Source organism: Bacillus nitroreducens, assembly GCF_964021195.1.
On the sequence record NZ_CAXHYI020000003.1, the window covers coordinates 539,792 to 562,193 of the forward strand.

The window sequence follows — 22,402 nt, forward strand, 5'->3', positions numbered from 1 at the left end:
TAAAAATGTCACAATTAGTAAGTAGGTGTCTTTTGCCCTTCTGAAGCAAATTACTAGAACCTCAAGACCGTTGACTACTTAAAATAAGAAATAGGTAAGAGACAACATTTATATTCAATTAAGAAAAGCTAGGGATACCCCTAGCCTTTTTGTGGTATTACATCTTGTTTTTCAGTTAAATCATTAAAAAGACCTACATAGTATTTCGTTTCTCCTGCCTCATTTTTTACTTCACTAATCGTCAGCCATTCTAAATACAGTTCATTGTTTTTTCGCTTATTCCAAATTTCTCCTTGCCAATAACCTTTGGTGCTAATTGCTTCCCACATCCGCTCATAGAAAGCCTGATCATGTTTACCAGAGCGAAGCATACTTGGTGTATTTCCAATTGCTTCTTCAGGCTCATACCCCGTTACTTTTGTAAAAGCTTGGTTCACCTTCTTGATAACACCATTTGGATCTGTAACCATCATACCTTGTGCTACATTTTCGATTAGCTTTGCCTCTAGTTGAATTCGTTCAGAATTATACATCCATACAACGAATACAGAACTTAGCAATGCAAACATCGCTAGTGACATAAATCCGATGGCATAGTGTCCAGTCATGCCAAATACAATGGAAAGAACGATTGGTGGAAAAAATCCACCGAGACCACCCATTGCAGATACAATTCCATTGACAATCCCAGCTTGTTTTGAAAAATAATACGGTACAAGTTTAAAAATCGTTCCATTTCCAATTCCAGCAAAAATAGATACGAGCAAACAACCTATCGTATATAAAACGATATCAGGTGTAAAAGCCAAGAGTACACCCGCAAACGTAATAACATTAAAGACAATAAATAAAATGAGATACGGGTTAAACTTATCGCCGAGCCATCCTCCAACTGGTCTCATAAGTGTTGCCAGTGTAATAAACCCAGCCGTTCGCAAGCCTGCATCTACAGATGTTAGACTAAAATATGAGACTAAAAAATTCGGTAAATACACAGTAAACGCAACAAACGAACCAAAGGTTACAAAATAAAATAAGCTGATAAACCAAAGTTTTTCATTTTTATATACACTTTTTATTTGTTCACTTAATGGGTTATTGACCTTAGGCTCATTTTTGTCCCCTAGTAAGAAGTTTAATACTGCAAATAAAATGACAGGAATTAAAAATAAACGGACCGTACTTTGCCATCCTATACTTACAGCGAGTGCAGGTGCTGCAAAGGATGTAATGGCTGTACCTATATTACCCGCACCATAAATCCCGTTCACAAACCCGTGCCGTTCCTTCGGATAGTATTTTGGGAGTGAAGTTACCCCGATTGAAAAGAGGGCGCCCCCAACACCGAGAATAAGCCCTCCTAAAATTAAATCGAACATCGAATCAGCGAGACTAATATAGAAAATCGGAAAGATTAGGATAACAAATCCGATGAAGAACAACCATCTTGCCCCAAATATATTTGTCCAATATCCTAACAAAATGCGCAATAAAGAACCCAAAATAACTGGAACTGCTGTGACCATCGCAGTTTGATTATCAGTTAGAGGTATATCTTGTTTAATGCTAGCCATTAGGGAAGATAGGATCACCCACACCATAAAACCTACAACTAAACTTGAGGTTTGAAGTGGTAGCTGCAGTTTTTGCGTCCTCATAACGTCGTATTCCTCCTCCAAACATTCAACACATATTTTTTCTAGTTTGTGGAATTCCATTGAAAATAAAACATAGTTTTTTAATTATCCCTCTACTGCGTAAGGGTAAAGATTCTCTCTTAGTAGGAATAGGACATTCCCTACAAATATAAAGCCTAATGACATTTGTCATCTCATAACATGACATTATCCACTAATATAGGTCCCTCGTTCGTTTTACAATCAAGGTGGAGGTGTTTTTGATGGAAACAATAATTGAAGTAAATCAGGTTAGTAAATTATTTAAAAATAAGACAGCTGTTGACCAAATTTCTTTTTCGATTCAAAAAGGTGAGGTTGTGGCGATTCTTGGACCTAATGGGGCGGGAAAAACAACCACAATGATGATGATGCTTGGGTTACATGAACCAACCAATGGCTCTGTTCGTTTATTTGGAAAATCTCCGAAGGATAAGTCTGTCCGTGGGAAAATTGGTGCGTTGCTACAAGAAGTAAGTGTAATAGATGCTTTGAAAGTCCATGAAGTGATACAGCTGTTTAGAAGCTATTATCCGGATGCCTTAACCTATGAAGAACTGATTACGTTTACTGGATTTACGAAAGATGAATTGCAAAAACGAGCGAATAAGCTTTCAGGTGGTCAAAAGAGACGTCTTGGTTTTGCACTAGCTATGGCGGGTAATCCAGATGTACTTTTCTTTGATGAACCAACCGTTGGAATGGATGTAACCGCGAGAAAACTTTTCTGGAGTACGATTAATGAATTAAAAAATCGAGGAAAAACCATTATTTTCACGACTCATTATTTGCAAGAGGCCGATGATGTAGCCGAAAGAGTGATTCTATTTCACGAAGGCAAAATTGTTGGAGATGGAACCCCCACTAATATAAAAGCTCGGTTAATCAAACAATCTGTTTCGTTTACTCCATTGAGCGCAATCAGCTTAAGAGAAATACAAATCTTACCATATGTAATAGATGTGTATGAAAAAGATAAACGGGTGCATGTCTTAACGGACAACACCGATTTAGTACTGGCCACACTGTTTGAGAAAAAGCTTCCAATCCAGCATATTGAAATCGAACGAGGGAGACTTGAAGATGCATTCGAGCATTTAGTAGAACAAAGGGAGGTTATCTAAAGTGAACGGATTTTATATGCAATGTAAGGTAGAGATATTGAGGATTTTTCGAAACCCCTATTATGTATTTTGGTCATTGTTCATGCCTATCGTTTTTTATGTTGTATTTACAAAAATTTTCAACTCGGCAACGGATGACCAACAGTTATGGAAAGCACATTTTTTAATGTCAATGGCTGCGTTTAGTGTGATGGGGTCTGCCATTATGACATTGGGAATTCGACTTGTGGAAGAACGAAAACAAGGCTGGTCCATGTTTATGAGAATTACTCCGTTATCTGATCAAGCATATTTTGCTGCGAAAATGATCGGTCAAACGGTTATTCATATTTGTTCAATTGTTATTATTTTTACAGCAGGTGGACTAATTAATGGAATTTCCCTTAGCCCACTTGAGTGGTTGATGTGCGGGGTTTGGCTATTGTTTGGCTCCTTGCCATTTCTAGCGATAGGGACACTTGTGGGAACAATGAAAAGAGTGGATACCGCTGGTGGTGTTTCAAATATGGTTTATATGGTTCTAGCAATCTGTGGTGGCATGTGGATGCCGATGGAAATCATGCCAAACTTCATTCAAAATATTGGTAAATGGCTCCCATCCTACCACTACGGCAGTGGCGCATGGGAAATCGTCCGTGGTGGTGTGCCAGACTGGACTAATTTTACACTTTTAGTTGGGTATCTCGTTCTATTCATGGTAATATCAGGATATACAAGGAGAAAACAAGAAGTGGCGGTGTAAACAATTGCTACAAAAACTAAAAGAATTCAAGGTTTTTCCCGCTAGATATGGATTTTTCCCCTATATATTTTTGATTTACCTTGTCATGCCTGCCTATTACGTTTCAATCGAGAGCGGTTGGAAACAAATTGCAGGTATTGGGCTGCTCATATTGTTTCTTGTAACCTATCGACAGCTCTATAACTCTTTTGATAAAAAAACCTACACGTATTGGTTGGTAATCCAAATTATTATCGTTATGATTCTCGCAATCTCATATAATCTGTACAATATATTTTTAGGATTTTTCCCTGCCCATTTTATTGGCTGGTACGGCAAAAGGGTATATTTTTATCGGGCGTTAGGTTTCTTTACACTTGCTATTTCTATTCCACTGCTCATTCATTGGGATTCATTAATGATTGAGAAGACGTACTTCTATGCCATATTTATCATCATTATGATTGTCTCCCCATTTGGAATTCGTTCAATGAATAGTCGGATGGAGTTAGAAAAAAAGCTAGAAGAAGCAAATGAACAGATCGAGGAGCTCGTAAAACGAGAAGAACGAATGCGAATTGCAAGGGACCTCCATGATACGTTAGGTCACACATTATCGATGATTACGTTAAAAAGTCAGCTCGTCCACAAATTAATTAGTAAAGATATAGAAAAAGCCAAACTTGAAACAAAGGAAATTGAAAGAACCTCCCGCTCTGCACTGAGACAAGTTAGAGAACTCATATCCGATATGAGAGCCATCACGATTGCTGAAGAACTGATCGAAACGGAAACCATATTGCAAGCAGCAGGAATTTCATTTCAATTTAATGGGGACTCGAAGCTTGAGGATGTCCCATTGCTTACGCAAAATATTCTTAGCCTGTGCCTGAAAGAAGGCATTACAAATGTGGTAAAGCATAGCCAAGCAAAAACCTGTATCGTCCAGCTTATACAACGAACTGGAAAAATAGAATTAACGATTGTTGACGATGGGAAAGGCCTTCAAGACTCGAATGAAGAAGGAAACGGGTTAAAAGGAATTCATGAACGACTACGTTTGATCGACGGCTTTGTAGAAATCATTTCAGACAAAGGAACAAAACTCATGATCACAGTTCCCATCATTGTAAAAGAAAAAAAGGCTGGTGTTGGTTCTTGATTAGAGTAGTGATAGCCGAAGATCAAGGAATGCTAAGAGGTGCTTTAGGCTCATTACTAGATTTTGAGGATGATATCGAAATTGTTGGGGAAGCTTCAAATGGAAAAGAGGCTTTGGAGTTAATACTCTCCCTTAAGCCCGACGTTTGTTTAATGGATATTGAGATGCCTTATAGAAACGGTCTGGAAGTAGCTGAAGAAGCGAAAAAACGGTTTTCCAGTTGTAAAGTTATCATCCTCACTACTTTTGCACGTCCTGGTTATTTTGAGCAAGCTGTCAAGATAGGTGTCCATGGTTATTTGCTAAAAGATGGCTCCGTTGATGAGCTTGCCGAGTCAATTCGCAGTGTCATGAAAGGCAAACGGGAATTTTCCCCTGAATTAATATTTGGTAGTATCAAAGAAAACAACCCACTTACGAAACGAGAACAGGATGTATTACGGTTGGCTTCAGAGGGTAAAACCTCAAAAGAAATTTCTTTACAATTGTTCCTTTCACCTGGAACTGTCCGCAACTACATGTCTGAAATTATCAACAAACTAGGCGTGAAGAACCGTACTGAGGCAGTTACCGTGGCGAAAGAAAAACGATGGATATAGGCACGGGGACATCTTTGTCTCAGGGAAAATTATGATGAGATTTGGGAACTCGATTCCATGGCAAGTTATAAGTAAAACAAAAAAGGGACTCTTCCCTACTTTTTAAACGTTTTTTTAAAAAGAGAGAGGAGTCCACTTTTTTTGGCTGTTTGCTGGTTTGGGATAACTGGCTTTCCTGATTTATCGATAAAAATCTCTTCTTTGTCAATCGCGTGATCGTATGCGAGGACAAGTCCAAGGTCTGAATTGTATTCCTTGTTCGTGACAAGTGTGTACTGGATGTTATATTGACCAGCCAACTGTACATATTTCGATAGAAAGCGATAATTCATATGCCCATTCAAGTACATATGAACTCTATTGTCTTTTTTACAAGCATCTTGAATCTCTTGGAATACCTTATTTTCTCTAACTTGAGACTGGGTGAGAGCCCATACAACACGTTCTCTAATCGTTCCAAGAAATTTTTTCCGCTCTTCAGGCTTTATTTCTTTCGCTCCATAAATGCCCTGTTGAAGATAGTCATCTACATTTTGCTTTGTCACTTAATTTCTTCCCTTCTTGCTTATCATCGTTATGCTCATTATAACAATTCCATTCTCTTTTATGAGTATTCCGTTTTGCAAGTCCATGTTCCCCTGCAGTTACGTTAGACAAAGAGACAAGTATTTTATCTAAGAAACTGCAGAGTTCAATCATGTGTACTCCTCTTCTATCTTGCAATATGAACTTTCAGTTGTTTTCCTTTTATTGTTGTGTGTTTCATTGCCTCTAATACCTTTTGGCCCTTTCCATTAAGAATTTCTACAAAAGTTGCATTTTCCTGAATGGTGATAATTCCTATATCATCAGCTGTTACCCCAGGTAATTTTGCAATTGTTCCAACAAAATCCACCACCCGTAGTTTTTTCTTTTTCCCACCATTAAAATAAAGTTTTACGATATCCTTGTTGATTTGGTTTGCTTTATCCTGTTTTAGTTGTGGCTTTGTATTCATTTTTTTGAGAAAGGCAGCTTTTGCACGATCAACCTCTCCATGATTGGGAAATTCCATTTTTCTAATGTCTACTCCCATGTATTCTTCAATTTCTTTTACAAGATTCTCTTCATTTGCTGTTACTAACATGATCGCTTTTCCCATTTTTCCTGCACGACCCGTTCTGCCAATTCGGTGAATATACCTTTCTTTGTCTTGAGGAACGTCATAGCTTATGACTAAAGAGATATCTTCTACATCAATCCCTCGTGAAGCAATATCTGTTGCAACTAAATAACGAAACTTCCCCTTTTTAAACTGATCTATAACCTCAAAACGCTCTTCTTGAACCATACGACCGTGAATCCTACCACAGGAATAATGAGCATTCATTAATTTCCTATACAACTGATCCACACCCTGCTGAGTGCTACAAAAAACAATACAACTATCTGGATTTTCTACCATTGTTAGATCTTTCAACACTGAAATCTTATTTTCTTCCTCTACATTCACTACAAAATGTTTGATTTTTCCCTTTGCATGAATAGGGGTTTGAACTTCTATATATGTTGGAGAATTCATATATTTATTCGAAAGTGCTTCTACATCCTTTGGGAATGTTGCTGAAAAAAGCATCGTCACACGTTCAGTAGGAATGGCATTAATTATCGCCTCCACCTGTTCAATGAACCCCATATTTAACATCTCATCTGCTTCATCAATTACAAGAAATTTTATGTTATCTACAAGTAGCGTTCCTTTTTTTAAGTGGTCAAGTATCCTTCCTGGTGTTCCCACTACAACATGTGTTTTTTGTTTTAGCTCCAGCTTTTGTCTTTGAAAAGATTGCTTACCAAATATAGCGGTTGATTTTATTCTCCTAAATCGACCGATATTTATCACATCTTCATTTACTTGTGCTGCAAGCTCTCGCGTTGGGGTTAAAATCAGCGCCTGTGGCTTGTTTTCCTCCCAAATAATTGATTCACAAATCGGAATCGCAAATGCGGCTGTTTTCCCACTACCTGTTTGTGATTTTCCAACAAGGTCTTGCTTTTCTAGAGCAACAGGTATGACATTTGTTTGAATGTCAGTCGGAGTTTCATAGCCCAAACCTGAAAGCGATCGAACGACTTCGTCACTTAAATTGAATTTTTCAAAACTACTCATAAATTTACCTCATTTTTTCTTTAATTATAGTTGCGTACAAAGGATAGGTCCATTATCCCAGGAAGATTTCATCACGAGATAAAGACTGTCCTTGGTCGCGTTGTCGAATTTTGTCGAATTATTGGTAGTAATTCTCTTTGACAACTGTTTGAAGTTGTAATAACTTATTATAGTTATAAGAAATATAGACTATCAGTTATTACTATAGAGAAAGAGGTGTACCATGACTGCAGACCAACGTAAAAAGATGATAATATTAATGATCAATATGTTTATTGCGATTGGAAGTTTTGGTATTATTATTCCCATTTTACCAGCTTATCTTGAATCAATTAATGAGGGTGGAAAAGCGGCTGGACTGATGATTGCTATTTTTGCTGGGGCTCAATTTATTGTTTCACCTATAGCAGGAAAATGGACGGACCAATATGGTCGAAGAAAAATGATTATTTATGGACTTATAGGCCTTACTTTATCCATGTTTATTTTCTACTTTGTAGATTCAATTTGGTTGTTGTATGCTTCTCGCGTTGTGGGTGGAATTGGTGCAGCTTTACTTATTCCTGCAATATTCGCCTATGTTGCAGATATTACAACCATGGAACAACGTGCGAAAGGAAACAGCTATATATCAGCCGCTATGTCTCTTGGAATTGTCGTAGGACCTGGAATTGGTGGATTTTTAGCAGACTTTGGAATTAAATTCCCTTTCCTAATATCAGCATTGGTTTCACTTGTATCTGTCATATTCTCCTTTGCCGTTCTTAAGGAAAGCCAACAGAAGGTAGAAGGCTTTATGCCTGTTGATAATGAAAACATGGTTAAAAAGATCGTACGATCCGTACGTATGCCGTTTTTCATTCCGCTTATCATTACACTTGTCATGAGCTTCGGTTTAATGGCATTTGAATCCGTTATTGGTCTTTTTGTTGATAACCAATACAATGCATCACCACAAGATATCGCCATCATGGTAACATCTACTGGAATTGTGAGTGTAATCGTTCAATTGTTTGTTGTTGATCGTATGGTTGCACGCTTTGGAGAAGGAAAAATCTTGAACATTTTTATTACAGTAGCCGCAGTCGGCTTCCTTCTTTCATTAGTCGCGAATAGCTTTGCAATGTTTTTCGCCATTTCTTTACTAATCTTCCTTGCAACGTCCATCCTTCGTCCTGTGCTTAACACGTTAATTTCTAAGCTTGCAGGAAATGAACAAGGATTTGCGATGGGGATGAATAACGCCTATATGAGTATAGGTAACATTTTAGGCCCAACACTTGCAGGAATTTTATATGATGTTAATCTTATCTATCCATTTATACTAGGACTTATCTTACTCATTGTCACTTTGTTCATTACTTTGTTCTGGCAAAAAAATGCAAAATCAAAAAAACAAGTAAAAGCAATTGTCTAGAGAATCTAAATAAAGTAGATTCACATTCCTCGAGAAAACAATTGTAAATACGAAATAGCATTCAATAAAAAAGCGCATGGTTTTCTCGGTTATAGATAACTGAAACTATGCGCTTTACTATTTTATTTTAATGTAATCCACCCGAATATTCACACATCTCATATAGCCTGTCGATTCTATGAATGACAACTTTATGGTCGTACATTTCTACAATTCCTTCTCTTTTCCAACCATTCAGAAGACGGTTAACACTTTCTCGAGTTGTGCCAATGAAGTCACCTAAATCCTTATTTGTTAATTCAATGGCGATTAAAATTCCATCCTTACATTTTACCCCGTGTGTTGTTGTTAATTTGATTAATGTAGATGCAAGCGCTCCTTGTTTGTCAAAGAAGAGAAAATCATATAATTTATTTTGCATAATCCTCTGTGTCCTACCAATCCAACTCATAAACTCAACAGCAAAATTACCAAATTGATATAATAATTTTTTCAAATCACTAATAGTGATTACACCAATTTCAGCAGCCTCTTCTACATCTGCACGGTAGTTAAAATACAGTTTTTCCGTGAAGCTACCGAATTCTCCAATTAGACTTCCCTTTTCCTTAATGGATAATAAGAAATCCTTTCCATTTTCTGAAGATGCCCGAAGTTTTACTCTACCAGAGAGAACATAGTACATCTTATCCGCTTCCTCACCATCCCAAAAAAGGTGAGATCCTTCTTCTACTTTGCGAATGCGCATCAAACTTTTTAATTTATTTAAATTTTCTTCTGATAGGAATTGATCAATACTTTCATTTATTGACTCTATGTGAGGAATCTCGCCATTTGGTTCCTGTACAAATAATGCCATTTGAATCCCCCCGTCCTGACTTTATACTATTATCATACGACTAATAGCATAAACTCGGTATCAGGGGATATCCTGAACTTTTTTGCTAAATTCCCCTATTTAATCTCTCGTGATATTCCCTTAGCTTGACAAATCGTAATCGAATTCTCTTCCCTCGAAGTGAAATATCATCTTTTTGGGAGATAAAGTTAAGGGAATTCCCTGACATACAATCTCACAAAAAAGCTTTACAATAGACAAGAAGAGTTAAATTGGAAAGATGTATCGAGGAGAGATACTCATGGAAGCATTACAAGTAGAAATTAAACAAAGACTTCGTGATTTGTGTACAAACACCTCAAGTGAGTTCTCTGCTATTGCAACCGTCGATCAAGAAAGTCAAACAATCCGCTGGGAATATGCCTATGGATTTACAAATAATCGTTATAAAAATATGGTCATTCGACCTGGTAAGGGTCTTTCCGGCTCGGTCGTTCGTTTTGGAACAACTATGATTCTTGACATAAATACACCAAACCGCCAAAAAACTCGACTTCAATATCCGATAATGCTAGCAGAAAACCTAGTGTCAGCTGCAGCTGTCCCTATTCACTCGAACGGCAAGGTTTGTGCGGTTCTTCTAATAGGCTCTCGTTCGGAGGTTATATACACAACTGAACATATTGAGCTTTTAAAAAGAGTTGCTAATGAACTTTCAGCTTTAACGTGAAACGTCATCGCTACTGACTGTAGTTTGTTACCCAATCAAATGGGGTATAAAAGACTAATAACACCACATAGACATGATGTTATTAGTCTTTATTTTTAGATGGTTGTTTTAACTCCCATCTAAACTTCTTATATAACATGGTAGAGAGGCTTACAGCTTATTCATCCACTTAAAAAAATGAATCCCATAATAGGATTCATTTTTCTTTAGTCTTCTTTTGTCATATCACTAAACATTCCTGTGTATTGCACGATTTCACCAGAATCATTTTTTATAGCACTAATCGTTAACCATTGTAAGTAATTGGTTCCGTCTTTTCGTTTATTCCATATTTTTCCCTGCCAAAATCCTTCTGTTTCGATTTTACTCCAGAGATCTTCATAAAAATCCTTCGATTGTTTGCCTGATTTCAGGATATTTGGTGTCTTTCCAACAATCTCTTCCTCTGTAAACCCTGTAATCGTCGTAAAAGCTGGATTCACAGAAATGATTTTCCCATGCACATCCGTCACCATAATTCCTTCAACCGTATGATCAATCACTTGTTTCGCAAGCTCCATTCTTCCATGATAATACATCCACACAACAAGAATTAAACTTGCTAATGCCACCTCTGATAATGCCATAAATCCAATTGCATAATGTCCAGTAACATTGTATAGAATTCCTAACAGAATTGGCGGGAAAAATCCACCTAATCCTCCGATTGCAGAAACAATTCCATTCACAATTCCCGCTTGTTTTTGGAAATACATCGGAACTAATTTAAAAATAACCCCATTACCAATACCCGCACAGAAAGCGATGGTTAAGCAGCCAATTGTGTACCAACCAATCGATGGTGCAAATGATAAAATCATTGCAGATACGGTGTAACATCCAAATACAAACATTAATAGTTTTAGAGAATGGAACCGGTCCGCAAGCCATCCCCCAACAGGACGCATGATTGTTGCGAGCACAATAAAGCCTGCTGTACGTAAACCTGCATCTATTTTATCTAACCCGAAATTCTCTACCAAGAAGTTCGGTAAATAGACGGTAAAGGCCACGAAAGACCCAAACGTAAGAAAATAAAACAAACTCAGAAGCCATAGCTTTTCATTTTTGTAGACACCCTTGATTTGTTCCATTAAAGGGGTTTGAACCTTTACTTCCTTCTTATCGCCTAATAAGAAGTTCGCCACAATAAAAATAGCCAAAACAATTAAATATAACTGAACGGTTAGGGACCAGCCAATCTTTGTTGCAATGACAGGTGCTGCAAAGGTAGAAATAGCCGTTCCAAGATTCCCTGCACCATAAATTCCATTCACAAATCCGTGCTTTTCCTTTGGATAATATTTTGGCAGAGAAGTAACCCCGACTGAGAAAACCGCACCACCAATACCCAGGAATAACCCTCCAATTAAAAGGTCGGTTACCGAATTAGCTATACTAATATAGTAAACTGGGAAAAGTAATAAAATAAAACTAAGTAAAAAGATCTTACGTGCCCCAAACTGGTTTGCATAATATCCCAATGGAATCCGTAAGATTGATCCAAGAATAACTGGTATTGCTGTTACCAAAGCCAATTGGTTTGCTGGAATCTGAATATCCTCTTTCATAAATGGTAACAACGATGAAATAAGTACCCAAACCATAAAACCTACAACAAGGTTTAACGTTTGTAAGGGGAGTTGAAATTTTCTAACCATCATAGCTCCCCCCTTTTTTTCACAACATAGGTTAAACCAGCTTGTTGATCAATCGCAGACCAAACTTCTTCGCTCATTGCTACCTCAGCTGTTAAAGGGACTGCAAAAAACTGAAGACGGTCAAAGTAAATGCGGAGGTGAGTTCCATCTGGACATAGCTCCGTTTTACTAATTTTCTTTTTCACATATGGGGCTTTATCTTCCCCTTCCTCATCCAAAATGGACACTTCTACATTTTCGAAAAGAAATGATTTTAAACTTTCGATTTCAGTTAACTCCACAGCTGTTGCACCCCTTCTTAACAGGATAGATGAACATTTTATACCCTTGAAGATAAGACCAAAAAGCTTCTTCGGCATGGGCCTCGATGTATTCAGTCGCTTCTTTCTCCGAATACCACCTACTCATTCCTTTTACCTCAGCAATAACAATCTCAATGCCCTCTTCTGTCTTTTCTTCCAAATACCAATTTAATCGTATACCCTTAAAAAGCTTCGATAAGAGTTCGTGAATCTCTTCTGTGAAATTTCCCGTTGCCTCTCTTATAAAACAAAAATCAAGATAGGTTTCGCTGTTCATGTCCATCACGCTCTTTTCAACTTTTTATACAAAATCCATGCGACTGGAAATAACACAATATTCAAGCCACAAAATACTAGCGTATTTACATAGTTCTCATAAAAAAATTGATGAACCATTTTTTGCGTAAAAATGATATTCAATAACAAAATAATTGTAAGAATGAGAACACCTCGGTAACTACGCTTCATAACGCTTCACCCTCACTGCATACACTGCACCATTTTCAACTTTCACCTGAATTTCAGGCAATGGACGTCGTGGCGGTCCAGCAGTCGGTGCACCAGTTTCCACATCAAAATACCCATGGTGACAAGGACAAACCATCTGTCCTTCTTCCTTCACCCAAAAAACAGGGCATTGAAGATGGGTGCATTTATTTTGATAGGCAACGTATTTCGTGTCAGATAGCCTAATCAAAATTGAATCATCATGGTCACCAGGAAAGGTAAAGTTTGTGGATTCGCCTACAGCAAGCTTTTCAACATCAATGATTTTTTTATGTGGATATTCCTTATCCCCTAGTCCCATTAGTTCTTTTGCAGCCACAGCTCCCCATGGTAAGGATGAAATAGCAAAGACACCCGCTGCACCGACCAATGTTTTCATAAATCCGCGTCGGTCTAAGCTTCTTTCATTATTGCGATTAATATTATGCGTATAATTATCCTCATTAAAAGGGATTTTATTGTTTCTATCAGACGACATTCCGATCACTCCTTTTCGGATATATATCAAATGCGCCTTGGCGTATTTGTGCCCGATTTTTTTAGGTCCAGAGGAAGTGGATTATAAAGACGATCCCGCTCGTGTAGTGGCGCTCTTGTCTTTATTCTTACTGCTCGAAAACTACCTATAAAAAATCGTGGCATCACCAGAGGCTCGGGCAACTCGATGTTCGTCACTCAGACGGCGCTCGTGTGTCTTGGCGTAATAAGTCTGAGTTCATCCATTTCTGTAGGCGTATAAATCCCGCCTGATACAGTTAAAATAACTTCTCAATACCCTGTAAGATACCAGGTAAATTAATTTTCACGTTTGTTTCACCTTCAAGTGGCATGCTTGTAACCCATTTTCCATTATCTAGATTATGACTTTGTTTCTTAGCTTCAATTTCATCATCTGATAGCCACTGAATGGTATTGGATGGGCAAACACTTGCACACATCGGTGGAATATTATCCTTCGTGCGATCAATACATAAATCACATTTGTACATTAGGTTTTGTTCTTCATCAAATTTTGGTATGCCATATGGACAAGCAATTGTACAATTTTGGCATCCAATACATTTTTCAACTAATGCAGATAATACTGCCCCCGTTTCATGAATCTGAATGGCTTGTGCTGGACAACTTCTTGCACACGCAGGGTTTACGCAATGAAGGCACATAAGTGGCATTGTCTGTCTGTTCACAAGTGGATTAACATCATAGACATAGTTACGATTTCGTTGTTCATGTCCCCCACACTGTGTACAAGCCGCAAGACAAGAGCGGCATCCGATGCAATTTTCAAGTTCTAAATAAAGCCTTTTTTGCATTTACTGCACCTTCTTTACAACTAATTTTTCAATCTGAGCCGCACATGCCTTAAACTCTGGCATTCTTGAAATCGGATCAAGTGCTGCAATTGTTAGTAGATTGATAGATTCCTCATGACCGAAGTGATAAGGAACAAACACCGTATCTTTTCGGATCGCTTCCGTAATTTTTACTTTGAATATTCCTTCGCCCCTTCTTGTAAATAGGCGTACTTTTTCTTCATGCTGGATATCATATTTCGCCGCTGTTTCCGGATGAACTTCAACATACGGCTCTGGACACATATCATGTAAGAATTGGATTCGTCTTGTTTGGTTACCAGATAAATAGTGATACACGACACGACCTGTTGTAAGACGAAGCGGATAGGTTTGATCAGGTTCTTCAGCAGGTGGACGGTATGGCAACGCACAAATTTTTGCTTTTCCATCTGGGTGATAGAACTTTTTATCAAGGAACATATGTGGTGTTCCCTTATCCTCTTCATCACGGCAAGGCCAGAAGACTCCGTCCTGCTTATCGATTTTATCCCATGTTGCCCCATAGTAATCGGCATACCCACCTTTACTAGCGAGTCGGAATTCATCTGCCACATCTTTAGCTGTTTTTAAGTGTGAAAAATATTCACCCCTACCTAAACGCTCAGCAAGTTCAACCTGCATTTGCCAGTCTGGCTTAGATTCCCCGATTGGTTCCTGGGCCTTATTGATTTTTATAATACGACCTTCAAGGTTTGTTACTGTTCCTTCATCTTCAGACCAGGTCACTGAAGGAAGAATCACGTCCGCAAACTCAGCTGATTCAGATAGATAAAAGTCTGCACATACCATGAAATCCAAAGATTTAAGTGCTTTTCTAACGAAGTTCAGATTAGATGCAGATACTGCTGGATTTGAACAAAGAAGATATAATCCACGTATTGTTTTCTGCTCCATTAGTTCAAACATTTCATAGGCAGACACACCTGGCTGAGGCATCTCTTCAGGTGTAATACCCCAAACTTCACAGACCTCTTTTACATGTTCTGGGTTTGTGATTTTACGATACCCTGGTAACAGGTCTGACTTTTGACCATGTTCACGACCACCTTGGCCGTTACCTTGACCAGTGAACGTAGCTACACCTGATTTGGGACGTCCGATTTTTCCTGTAACAAGTGCCATGTTTGTGTATGCCGATACATTATCAACACCTTTATGTTGTTGCTCAATGCCTCGTGCAAACATCACGACTGCATTCGGTGCTTTTCCGTATATCTCAGCAGCACGTATTATCTTTTCAGGAGCTACCCCCGTTAACTCACTTGTGTATTCAGGTGTGAATTGTTTCACAAGTTCTTTCGTCTCTTCGAAGCCATTCGTATGATTGGCGATAAAGTCTTCATCTGTATAACCATTTTCAATCAATAAGTGAAGTATTCCATTCGCTAATGCTAAATCTGTACCAGGTTTTAAATCTAGATGTATATCCGCTCTTCTTGCTATTGGTGTTTCGCGCGGATCAACGACGATAATATATCCACCTCTTTCCTGGACATTCCAGACACGGAACATAGAGGTTGGATGACACTCTGCTGTATTACTTCCTGCAATGAATAAACAATCTGTTTCATGGATATCAGTCCATGGTAATGTTGAGCCACGGTCAACACCAAATGAGCGAAGGAAGCCACCTGCCGCACTTGACATACAGAAACGGCCATTGTAATCAATATAACGAGTACCTAATGCCACACGAGCAAACTTCCCTGTTAAATAACATTTTTCATTCGTCATCGACACTCCGCTGAATACGGATAATGAATCCTTTCCGTAATCTTCTTGGAGTTTCTTAAAGTTTTTTGCAATTAAATCATACGCTTCATCCCAACTAGCCTCTCGAAATCCTTCTTTTGTTCCTTTTAATGAAGCATCATCTCGAATAAGTGGTCTCAAAATACGATCTTGGTGGTTTGTTTGTTGGTAGGCTGTAACCCCTTTTGGACACATTTTTCCCACAGTTACTGGCCAATCATAGCGAGGTTCAACCCCCACAATTTTATTTGTAACTGTATTTACTCTTAGGTTCATTCCACACTGCATCCCGCAATAGCTACAATGTGTTTTAATTAATTTTTCGTTTGGATGAAAGACATTTTTGACTTCTTTAAAAAATTTATCCCTTTGCATTCTGATTTGCCTCCTTGACTTTTACCTCGTGGGTCGGGAAGCCGGAAAATTGAGCAATCCGGTATTTTCTACGACATGGAAGACACATTTCAGCTAGATGGTGGCCCTCACTTGTTTTAAAATGAATATCGTTCACATCGAGTACATGAATAACATCTTGTGATTGTTCGACTGAAACGAAACCTTCACCACAAACCTTACATTGTTTTGTTTCTTTTTCAGCAAAATGCTCACGGTAGTTTCTTGCTAACACACTCATTGGGCGGAACGGAATATGGGCGAGCTTTCCAAATGGTAAGTAAATTAAAGTGAGAATAACAGACCATTGGTGAATAAGTGACATAACAGGCTGGCCCCATCCAAGTAAAAAGATGTTCATAAATGTTAAAAGCAACCCCGTTATGCTGACAAACAGTAGTAAATATAACGGCAACAAGTCATACATAAATTTTTGCTCAGCTCGTGCCTGAAGGTTTTTCATTCGACGATACATCGCCATACAAACTCCTGCGATGACCATGACTGCAGTAATATTCAGAGCATTATAAGAAAGATTTGCAATGATACCATCAGCTGGTACCGTCATAATTTGCATCCCTAACGCAACGATGTTGTAGTATCCACTCTCGTCCATCGTAAAATACATCCATCCAAAGACGAGCGGAAATGTAACTAAACAGGACAGAATACAACCCCAACCAATTAAAATATGTTGGGTCCATCGGTAAATTCCCCTATTCCAAATAAAGTTATAGGTAGCCAAATGATCTACAGATGTTTTTGGCGTAGATTTTCTAAATAGCAGTTTTAAGCCTTTTTTTATAATAATCTTTGTAGGTGGTCTTTCCCCCCATGCGATAAAGCGGTAAAAGAATCCACCAATAAAAACAATTGTTCCAACCATATACCCGTAGAGATTTAAGTCAACATGGGTAAACATTCTGGTTCCGATAAATGATAAAGCCGCTATACCTAATACAGTTAAAAACATGGATTTGGCAAATTTTGATGCAAATGCATTATTATAAGCTGGCATATCCTTCTTTTGGATTTCAGCAGCCCTTGTCTGCATACGAACTCCTCCTCAAATGAATAACTTATCCCCATTGTAGAAGATGAGTGATTTAAAACATATCAGGGAACCTCCCCATCTTTGGTCGAAAAACCCCTTATTTGTAACAACTTCTTGAACTCAAAAATCAGTTATTAACGTGTTATAATAAGAACATTGAGAAATGGGGAGGATTATTGTGGTTAAACTACTTATTGTTGACGACCATGCCGTTGTGCGTTCAGGACTGATGATGTTATTGAACGGAAAAAATAACATTGAAGTGGTTGGGGAGGCATCTGAAGGAGACGAGGCTATTAAAAAAGCAAAGGAATTACACCCTGATGTTGTACTTATGGATCTAAGTATGCCTCATGGCAAAGATGGATTGACAGCTACACAGGAACTTCATGAACTGATGCCAGATGTCTCAATTTTGATTTTAACCATGCATGATGATGAAGAATATTTATTTAGAGCGATTCATGCTGGGGCCTCTGGCTATATTTTAAAAAATGCACCACATGAAGATTTGCTAGGCGCGATCGAATCCGTTTCCTCAGGAAATGCATATTTGACTCCCGCTGCAACCAAGGTATTAATGAGCGGATATTTAGATCGTGTCAAAAACGGGGACAATGCAGACTCCTTTGCCCTACTGTCGGAGCGTGAAAAAGAAGTACTCGAATGGATTGCCAAGGGTTATTCGAACAAAGAAATCGCAGAGAACTTAGTCATCAGCGTAAAAACTGTTGAATCACATAAAAGCAATTTGATGGAAAAATTAGGTTTGAAAACTCGACCAGAACTTGTAAAATACGCAATGAAGAAAGGATTACTACATTTTGAGTAAAGTGGACAGACTACAACACCAATCTGAAATTGGCGGCCCGAGCGTAATCAAACTTCTAGCCGAACTTGAACACCATATTGATGAACCTACGTTTCGTGATGATGTGGAAAAATCACTACGTCATCTAGCTGATTTAACATTTGCATTAGATGAATCCTCCATTGTTGCGATTACAAATCAGCAAGGAAAAATTCAATATGTGAATAATAAATTCTGCGAAATCTCTAAATACTCGAAGCATGAATTAATGGGTCAAGATCATCGCATTATTAATTCAGGATATCATGACAAGGAATTTTGGAAGGATATGTGGCGTACAATTGGCTCTGGCCATGTCTGGAAAGGTGAAATTAGGAATAAAGCAAAAGATGGTTCTTTTTATTGGGTCGATACAACGATTGTTCCGATTTTATCTGATAATGGTCGACCAAAACAATATTTAGCTGTTCGTCATGAAGTAACTGCCTTGAAAGAGACTCAGGAAGAATTAAAAAATATGATGACACGGGTTATTAGCATTCAGGAAGAAGAGCGCAAGCGTTTTTCACGTGAACTTCACGATGGGATTGGCCAAAGTATGTTTTCATTATTAATCCAACTTGATCAATTGATAAGTGAAAAACCAGATGACCGCCTTGGGCGATTGCGTCAGGATGTTTCTTTTATTATGGAGGACATCCGCAGTCTAGCATGGGAGCTTCGTCCATCCGTATTAGATGATCTTGGTGTCGTACCAGCCCTACGTAAATATATCGAAAATTATACTCACCATTATGGAATTGATATTGAGTTCGATTGTACATTAAAAACACGGCTCGATATTCATAAAGAGACAACGATTTATAGAATTGTCCAAGAGGCGTTAACAAACATCGCCAAATATGCCAATGTATCAGAAGCCGTTGTGAAAATTCATGAAGCGGAAACCGATGTTACGATTGAAGTGATTGATCATGGTCAAGGCTTTACAGCTGATGAAAAAGGAAACGGTGTCGGTCTCTTTAGCATGGAGGAACGCGCCCGAGGTGTTGGCGGTAACTTGAGTTTGATGTCTGTGCCTAGTAAAGGCACAACGTTAAAGTTAGTCGTACAGAAATAAATGACAGAGAATCCTCACTTAAAGGTAGGATTCTCTTTTTAATTTACACTTTGCTCTTATTTCTAACTAGAAATGAGCTTTCCTCTTTTCAATTTTCTCTGATAAGTAGAAACGAGGACTCCCCCAACAATAAGAAATGAACCTACTATTTCTGCACCAGTAATTGGTTTAGATAATAGGATGAATCCCATGATCATCGCTACAAAGGGTTCCAAATTCGATAAGATAGAAGCCTTCGAAGCATCAACATATCGAATATATTTATTCCAGATTAGATTCGCGAACCCGTGTACAACAATAGCGGTTCCTATTAATAACATCCAATCAGAAAGTGAAGTACTAATTCTTATTGGTGAATCTAGTATAAACACAAATGGAATAGATACAATTAGGCCTACTATATTTGAATATAATGTAATGGCAAGAGGAGACATTCTGTTAGATAGTTGCCTTGTCATAATAATCATGATAGCAAATGTAAGCATCGTAACAACAATCCATATCAGGCCTCTATCAACTTGAATAGATGATAATGTCCCTTTTGTTACCACAAAAATTATACCCATAATCGCTACAATCGACCCTATCAACATGCGACCCGTAAACTTTTCCTTTAAAATAACAGCTGCCAAAACACCCGTCACTATCGGGGTTGTTGCTAATATTAAGGCCGAGATTGTTGGATCTGCAGTCTCCAATCCTTTAAAGAAGGACCACTGATTAATAAAAACACCCACTACCCCCAGTATTACTACTGGAAAAAGATCCGATTTCTTTAGTGATTGACGTTTTTTATTAAAAGAAAATAACCCTACTAATAATAATACAATAAACAAAAGCCGTAGCATTGTGAGCATGGTTGGTGAAAAATACAAAACTAACATTTTCCCAAACACAAAATTACTCCCCCATACCACAACACAAAAAGTGAGCCATGAATAAGCTTTTAACATTTTTTTATCCCCCCTCACTACTCACCAATTTTCTAAATAAAAAATAAAGCCTATATTAGATTGCCACAGTTTTTTTAATTCCAATCAATTTTTCAACTTTGGTCTGGAGCGAATTTACAGATTTTTCTTTTAATCTACCAATTTATTAAATATAATAAACTTAAATTCTAGAAAGGATGTGGCCTATGATTTATAAGCACCGTAGCAAATCAGATGAATTATTAACTCTCGAAATATTAAATAAGAGGACTGATTTATCAAGCAAGGACAAGCAGTATTTGACAAATCTCCAAAAAGGGTATGAAGGCGAAGTATTATTCGATTCTTATACAGAACAACTTCAGTGTGATTGCTTAATCATAAATGATTTATTACTGGAACTGAATAACACTACCTTTCAAATTGATTCACTTATTTTTATCGAAAAAATGATTCACTTATATGAAGTGAAAAATTTGGAAGGTGACTATTTTTACGAATCAAACAAGTTATTTAAGAAGCCGAAACTCGAAGTTGTAAACCCCCTTTTACAAATGAATCGAGCCGAATCCTTATTATGCCAGTTACTGCGTAACAACGGATTTCAACCTCAAATCGAGGCCTCTGTTGTTTTTATCAATCCAACTTTCACCTTATACCAAGCCCCTCTAAATTTACCAGCTATTTTTCCGACCCAAATTCAAACTTACATGCACTCACTTAATCGAACACCATCCAAAATAAATGAACATCACAAACGTATAGCGGATCGACTACTTTCACTGCACATGACTAAATCGCTATACAGTAAGATTCCAAGCTATACATTCGACATGCTTCGAAAAGGAATCACTTGTAAGATGTGTGATTCGTTTGCCGTTGTTATTGAAAGTAGAAAATGTGTCTGTAAGGAATGTGGGCATACAGAATTAGTATCAAGCGCAGTATTAAGAGCTGTTAAGGAATTTCAAATCCTCTTCCCGGGGGAAAAAATTACAACTAATGCTATTTATGAGTGGTGTCAGGTTGTGTCGTCGAAAGAGAGAATACGGTACATACTAGCAAATAATTTTACTTTAGTGGGAGTTCACCAGTGGTCACATTTTGTTTAAATAAAACTGGAAATACTGCCTACTAGCTATGAAGAGGATTGCAAACTGTTTTTTCGGACGCTTTCCCCTTCATCGATGCAATGAAGAGGAGTGCGAAACGTGTTCTCGGTTGTTTTCCCCTTCATCGATGCTATGAAGAGGATTGCGTACTGTTTTTTCGGCGGCTTTCCTCTTCATCGATGATATGAAGAGGATTGCGAAACGTTTTTTCGGCTGATTTCCTCTTCATCGATGCTTTGAAGAGGATTGCGTACTGTTTTTTCGGCGGCTTTCCTCTTCATCGATGATATGAAGAGGATTGCGTACTGTTTTCTCGGCCGCTTTCCCCTTCATCGTTGATATGAAGAGGATTGCGAAACGTGTTCTCGGATGTTTTCCCCTTCATCGATGCTATGAAGAGGATTGCGTACTGTTTTTTCGGACGCTTTCCCCTTCATCGATGCTTTGAAGAGGATTGCGAAACGTTTTCTCGGTTGTTTTCCCCTTCATCGATGCTATGAAGAGGATTGCGTACTGTTTTTTCGGCGGCTTTCCTCTTCATCGATGATATGAAGAGGATTGCGTACTGTTTTTTCGGCGGCTTTCCTCTTCATCGATGATATGAAGAGGATTGCGTACTGTTTTCTCGGCCGCTTTCCCCTTCATCGTTGATATGAAGAGGATTGCGAAACGTGTTCTCGGATGTTTTCCCCTTCATCGATGCTATGAAGAGGATTGCGTACTGTTTTTTCGGACGCTTTCCCCTTCATCGATGCAATGAAGAGGATTGCGAAACGTGTTCTCGGTTGTTTTCCCCTTCATCGATGCTATGAAGAGGATTGCGTACTGTTTTTTCGGCGGCTTTCCTCTTCATCGATGATATGAAGAGGATTGCGTACTGTTTTTTCGGCGGCTTTCCTCTTCATCGATGATATGAAGAGGATTGCGTACTGTTTTCTCGGCCGCTTT

General features: G+C 38.2%; 22 protein-coding genes. 9 read left to right on the plus strand and 13 right to left on the minus strand.

The window, feature by feature from the left end; translation table 11 throughout:
- Positions 1-140 precede the first annotated feature (140 nt).
- Positions 141-1,658: a nitrate/nitrite transporter gene (locus ACWPVE_RS06350; protein WP_453991757.1), complete on the minus strand. Its 1,518-nt coding sequence runs from the start codon at positions 1,656-1,658 to the stop codon at positions 141-143.
- Between the two features lie 242 nt (positions 1,659-1,900).
- Here ACWPVE_RS06350 and ACWPVE_RS06355 point away from each other — a divergent pair, with 242 nt between their 5' ends.
- From ACWPVE_RS06355 to ACWPVE_RS06370, 4 genes are read left to right on the plus strand one after another with little or no spacing between them, the layout of a single operon-like run.
- Positions 1,901-2,800 carry an ABC transporter ATP-binding protein gene (locus ACWPVE_RS06355; protein ID WP_453991759.1) on the plus strand — a complete coding sequence of 300 codons (900 nt, stop codon included), beginning with the start codon at positions 1,901-1,903 and terminating at the stop codon, positions 2,798-2,800.
- Position 2,801: 1 nt separating this feature from the next.
- A complete protein-coding gene (locus ACWPVE_RS06360; protein ID WP_453991761.1) occupies positions 2,802-3,542 on the plus strand; it encodes an ABC transporter permease in 741 nt (246 codons plus the stop codon).
- A 4-nt stretch (positions 3,543-3,546) separates the two neighbouring features.
- Positions 3,547-4,683, plus strand: a complete 1,137-nt coding sequence (locus ACWPVE_RS06365) for a histidine kinase (RefSeq protein ID WP_453991763.1) — start codon at positions 3,547-3,549, stop codon at positions 4,681-4,683.
- The gene (locus ACWPVE_RS06370) at positions 4,680-5,282 is read left to right on the plus strand and encodes a response regulator (protein ID WP_453991765.1); all 603 of its coding nucleotides are present in this window, start codon (positions 4,680-4,682) and stop codon (positions 5,280-5,282) included. Before ACWPVE_RS06365 ends, ACWPVE_RS06370 begins: the two co-directional genes overlap by 4 nt.
- Before the next feature lie 95 nt (positions 5,283-5,377).
- On the opposite strand, the gene ACWPVE_RS06375 is transcribed toward ACWPVE_RS06370, so the two are convergent.
- From ACWPVE_RS06375 to ACWPVE_RS06385, 3 genes are read right to left on the minus strand one after another with little or no spacing between them, the layout of a single operon-like run.
- A complete protein-coding gene (locus tag ACWPVE_RS06375; protein WP_453991768.1) occupies positions 5,378-5,827 on the minus strand; it encodes a YueI family protein in 450 nt (149 codons plus the stop codon).
- Complete coding sequence (locus ACWPVE_RS06380; protein ID WP_453991770.1) at positions 5,805-5,981, minus strand: hypothetical protein; 177 nt, start codon at positions 5,979-5,981, stop codon at positions 5,805-5,807. Before ACWPVE_RS06380 ends, ACWPVE_RS06375 begins: the two co-directional genes overlap by 23 nt.
- A gap of 13 nt (positions 5,982-5,994) precedes the next feature.
- A complete protein-coding gene (locus ACWPVE_RS06385; protein WP_453991772.1) occupies positions 5,995-7,431 on the minus strand; it encodes a DEAD/DEAH box helicase in 1,437 nt (478 codons plus the stop codon).
- A 223-nt stretch (positions 7,432-7,654) separates the two neighbouring features.
- On the opposite strand from ACWPVE_RS06385, the gene ACWPVE_RS06390 reads away from it, so the two are divergent.
- Positions 7,655-8,848 carry an MFS transporter gene (locus ACWPVE_RS06390; RefSeq protein WP_453991774.1) on the plus strand — a complete coding sequence of 398 codons (1,194 nt, stop codon included), beginning with the start codon at positions 7,655-7,657 and terminating at the stop codon, positions 8,846-8,848.
- A 127-nt stretch (positions 8,849-8,975) separates the two neighbouring features.
- On the opposite strand, the gene ACWPVE_RS06395 is transcribed toward ACWPVE_RS06390, so the two are convergent.
- Positions 8,976-9,707, minus strand: coding sequence for a Crp/Fnr family transcriptional regulator (locus tag ACWPVE_RS06395; protein ID WP_453991775.1), 732 nt, complete (start codon positions 9,705-9,707; stop codon positions 8,976-8,978).
- Positions 9,708-9,987: 280 nt separating this feature from the next.
- On the opposite strand from ACWPVE_RS06395, the gene ACWPVE_RS06400 reads away from it, so the two are divergent.
- Positions 9,988-10,416 carry a GAF domain-containing protein gene (locus ACWPVE_RS06400; RefSeq protein ID WP_453991777.1) on the plus strand — a complete coding sequence of 143 codons (429 nt, stop codon included), beginning with the start codon at positions 9,988-9,990 and terminating at the stop codon, positions 10,414-10,416.
- A 206-nt stretch (positions 10,417-10,622) separates the two neighbouring features.
- On the opposite strand, the gene ACWPVE_RS06405 is transcribed toward ACWPVE_RS06400, so the two are convergent.
- The 7 genes from ACWPVE_RS06405 to ACWPVE_RS06435 form a co-directional block, all read right to left on the minus strand.
- Complete coding sequence (locus ACWPVE_RS06405; RefSeq protein WP_453991779.1) at positions 10,623-12,116, minus strand: MFS transporter; 1,494 nt, start codon at positions 12,114-12,116, stop codon at positions 10,623-10,625.
- Complete coding sequence (locus ACWPVE_RS06410; protein WP_453991781.1) at positions 12,116-12,397, minus strand: hypothetical protein; 282 nt, start codon at positions 12,395-12,397, stop codon at positions 12,116-12,118. The genes ACWPVE_RS06405 and ACWPVE_RS06410 overlap by 1 nt, the downstream gene beginning before the upstream one ends.
- The gene (locus ACWPVE_RS06415; protein WP_453991783.1) at positions 12,384-12,695 is read right to left on the minus strand and encodes a hypothetical protein; all 312 of its coding nucleotides are present in this window, start codon (positions 12,693-12,695) and stop codon (positions 12,384-12,386) included. Before ACWPVE_RS06415 ends, ACWPVE_RS06410 begins: the two co-directional genes overlap by 14 nt.
- A 180-nt stretch (positions 12,696-12,875) precedes the next feature.
- Positions 12,876-13,403: a QcrA and Rieske domain-containing protein gene (locus ACWPVE_RS06420; RefSeq protein ID WP_453991785.1), complete on the minus strand. Its 528-nt coding sequence runs from the start codon at positions 13,401-13,403 to the stop codon at positions 12,876-12,878.
- 277 nt (positions 13,404-13,680) lie between these two features.
- Positions 13,681-14,238 (minus strand): 4Fe-4S dicluster domain-containing protein, encoded by a 558-nt coding sequence (locus ACWPVE_RS06425; RefSeq protein ID WP_453991787.1) that lies wholly within the window; start codon positions 14,236-14,238, stop codon positions 13,681-13,683.
- On the minus strand, positions 14,239-16,407 hold the full coding sequence (locus ACWPVE_RS06430; protein ID WP_453991789.1) for a molybdopterin oxidoreductase family protein: 2,169 nt from the start codon (positions 16,405-16,407) through the stop codon (positions 14,239-14,241).
- Positions 16,394-17,479, minus strand: a complete 1,086-nt coding sequence (locus ACWPVE_RS06435; protein WP_453991791.1) for a hypothetical protein — start codon at positions 17,477-17,479, stop codon at positions 16,394-16,396. Before ACWPVE_RS06435 ends, ACWPVE_RS06430 begins: the two co-directional genes overlap by 14 nt.
- A 163-nt stretch (positions 17,480-17,642) precedes the next feature.
- Between ACWPVE_RS06435 and ACWPVE_RS06440 the strand changes: the two genes are divergently transcribed.
- Positions 17,643-18,311, plus strand: coding sequence for a response regulator (locus tag ACWPVE_RS06440; protein ID WP_453991793.1), 669 nt, complete (start codon positions 17,643-17,645; stop codon positions 18,309-18,311).
- Positions 18,304-19,410 (plus strand): PAS domain-containing sensor histidine kinase, encoded by a 1,107-nt coding sequence (locus ACWPVE_RS06445; protein ID WP_453991795.1) that lies wholly within the window; start codon positions 18,304-18,306, stop codon positions 19,408-19,410. The genes ACWPVE_RS06440 and ACWPVE_RS06445 overlap by 8 nt, the downstream gene beginning before the upstream one ends.
- A 62-nt stretch (positions 19,411-19,472) precedes the next feature.
- Here the strand turns inward: ACWPVE_RS06445 and ACWPVE_RS06450 are convergent, their stop codons facing one another.
- The gene (locus ACWPVE_RS06450) at positions 19,473-20,363 is read right to left on the minus strand and encodes a DMT family transporter (protein ID WP_453991797.1); all 891 of its coding nucleotides are present in this window, start codon (positions 20,361-20,363) and stop codon (positions 19,473-19,475) included.
- Positions 20,364-20,548: 185 nt separating this feature from the next.
- On the opposite strand from ACWPVE_RS06450, the gene ACWPVE_RS06455 reads away from it, so the two are divergent.
- Positions 20,549-21,454 carry a nuclease-related domain-containing protein gene (locus tag ACWPVE_RS06455; RefSeq protein ID WP_453991799.1) on the plus strand — a complete coding sequence of 302 codons (906 nt, stop codon included), beginning with the start codon at positions 20,549-20,551 and terminating at the stop codon, positions 21,452-21,454.
- The last annotated feature ends 948 nt before the right edge of the window (positions 21,455-22,402 follow it).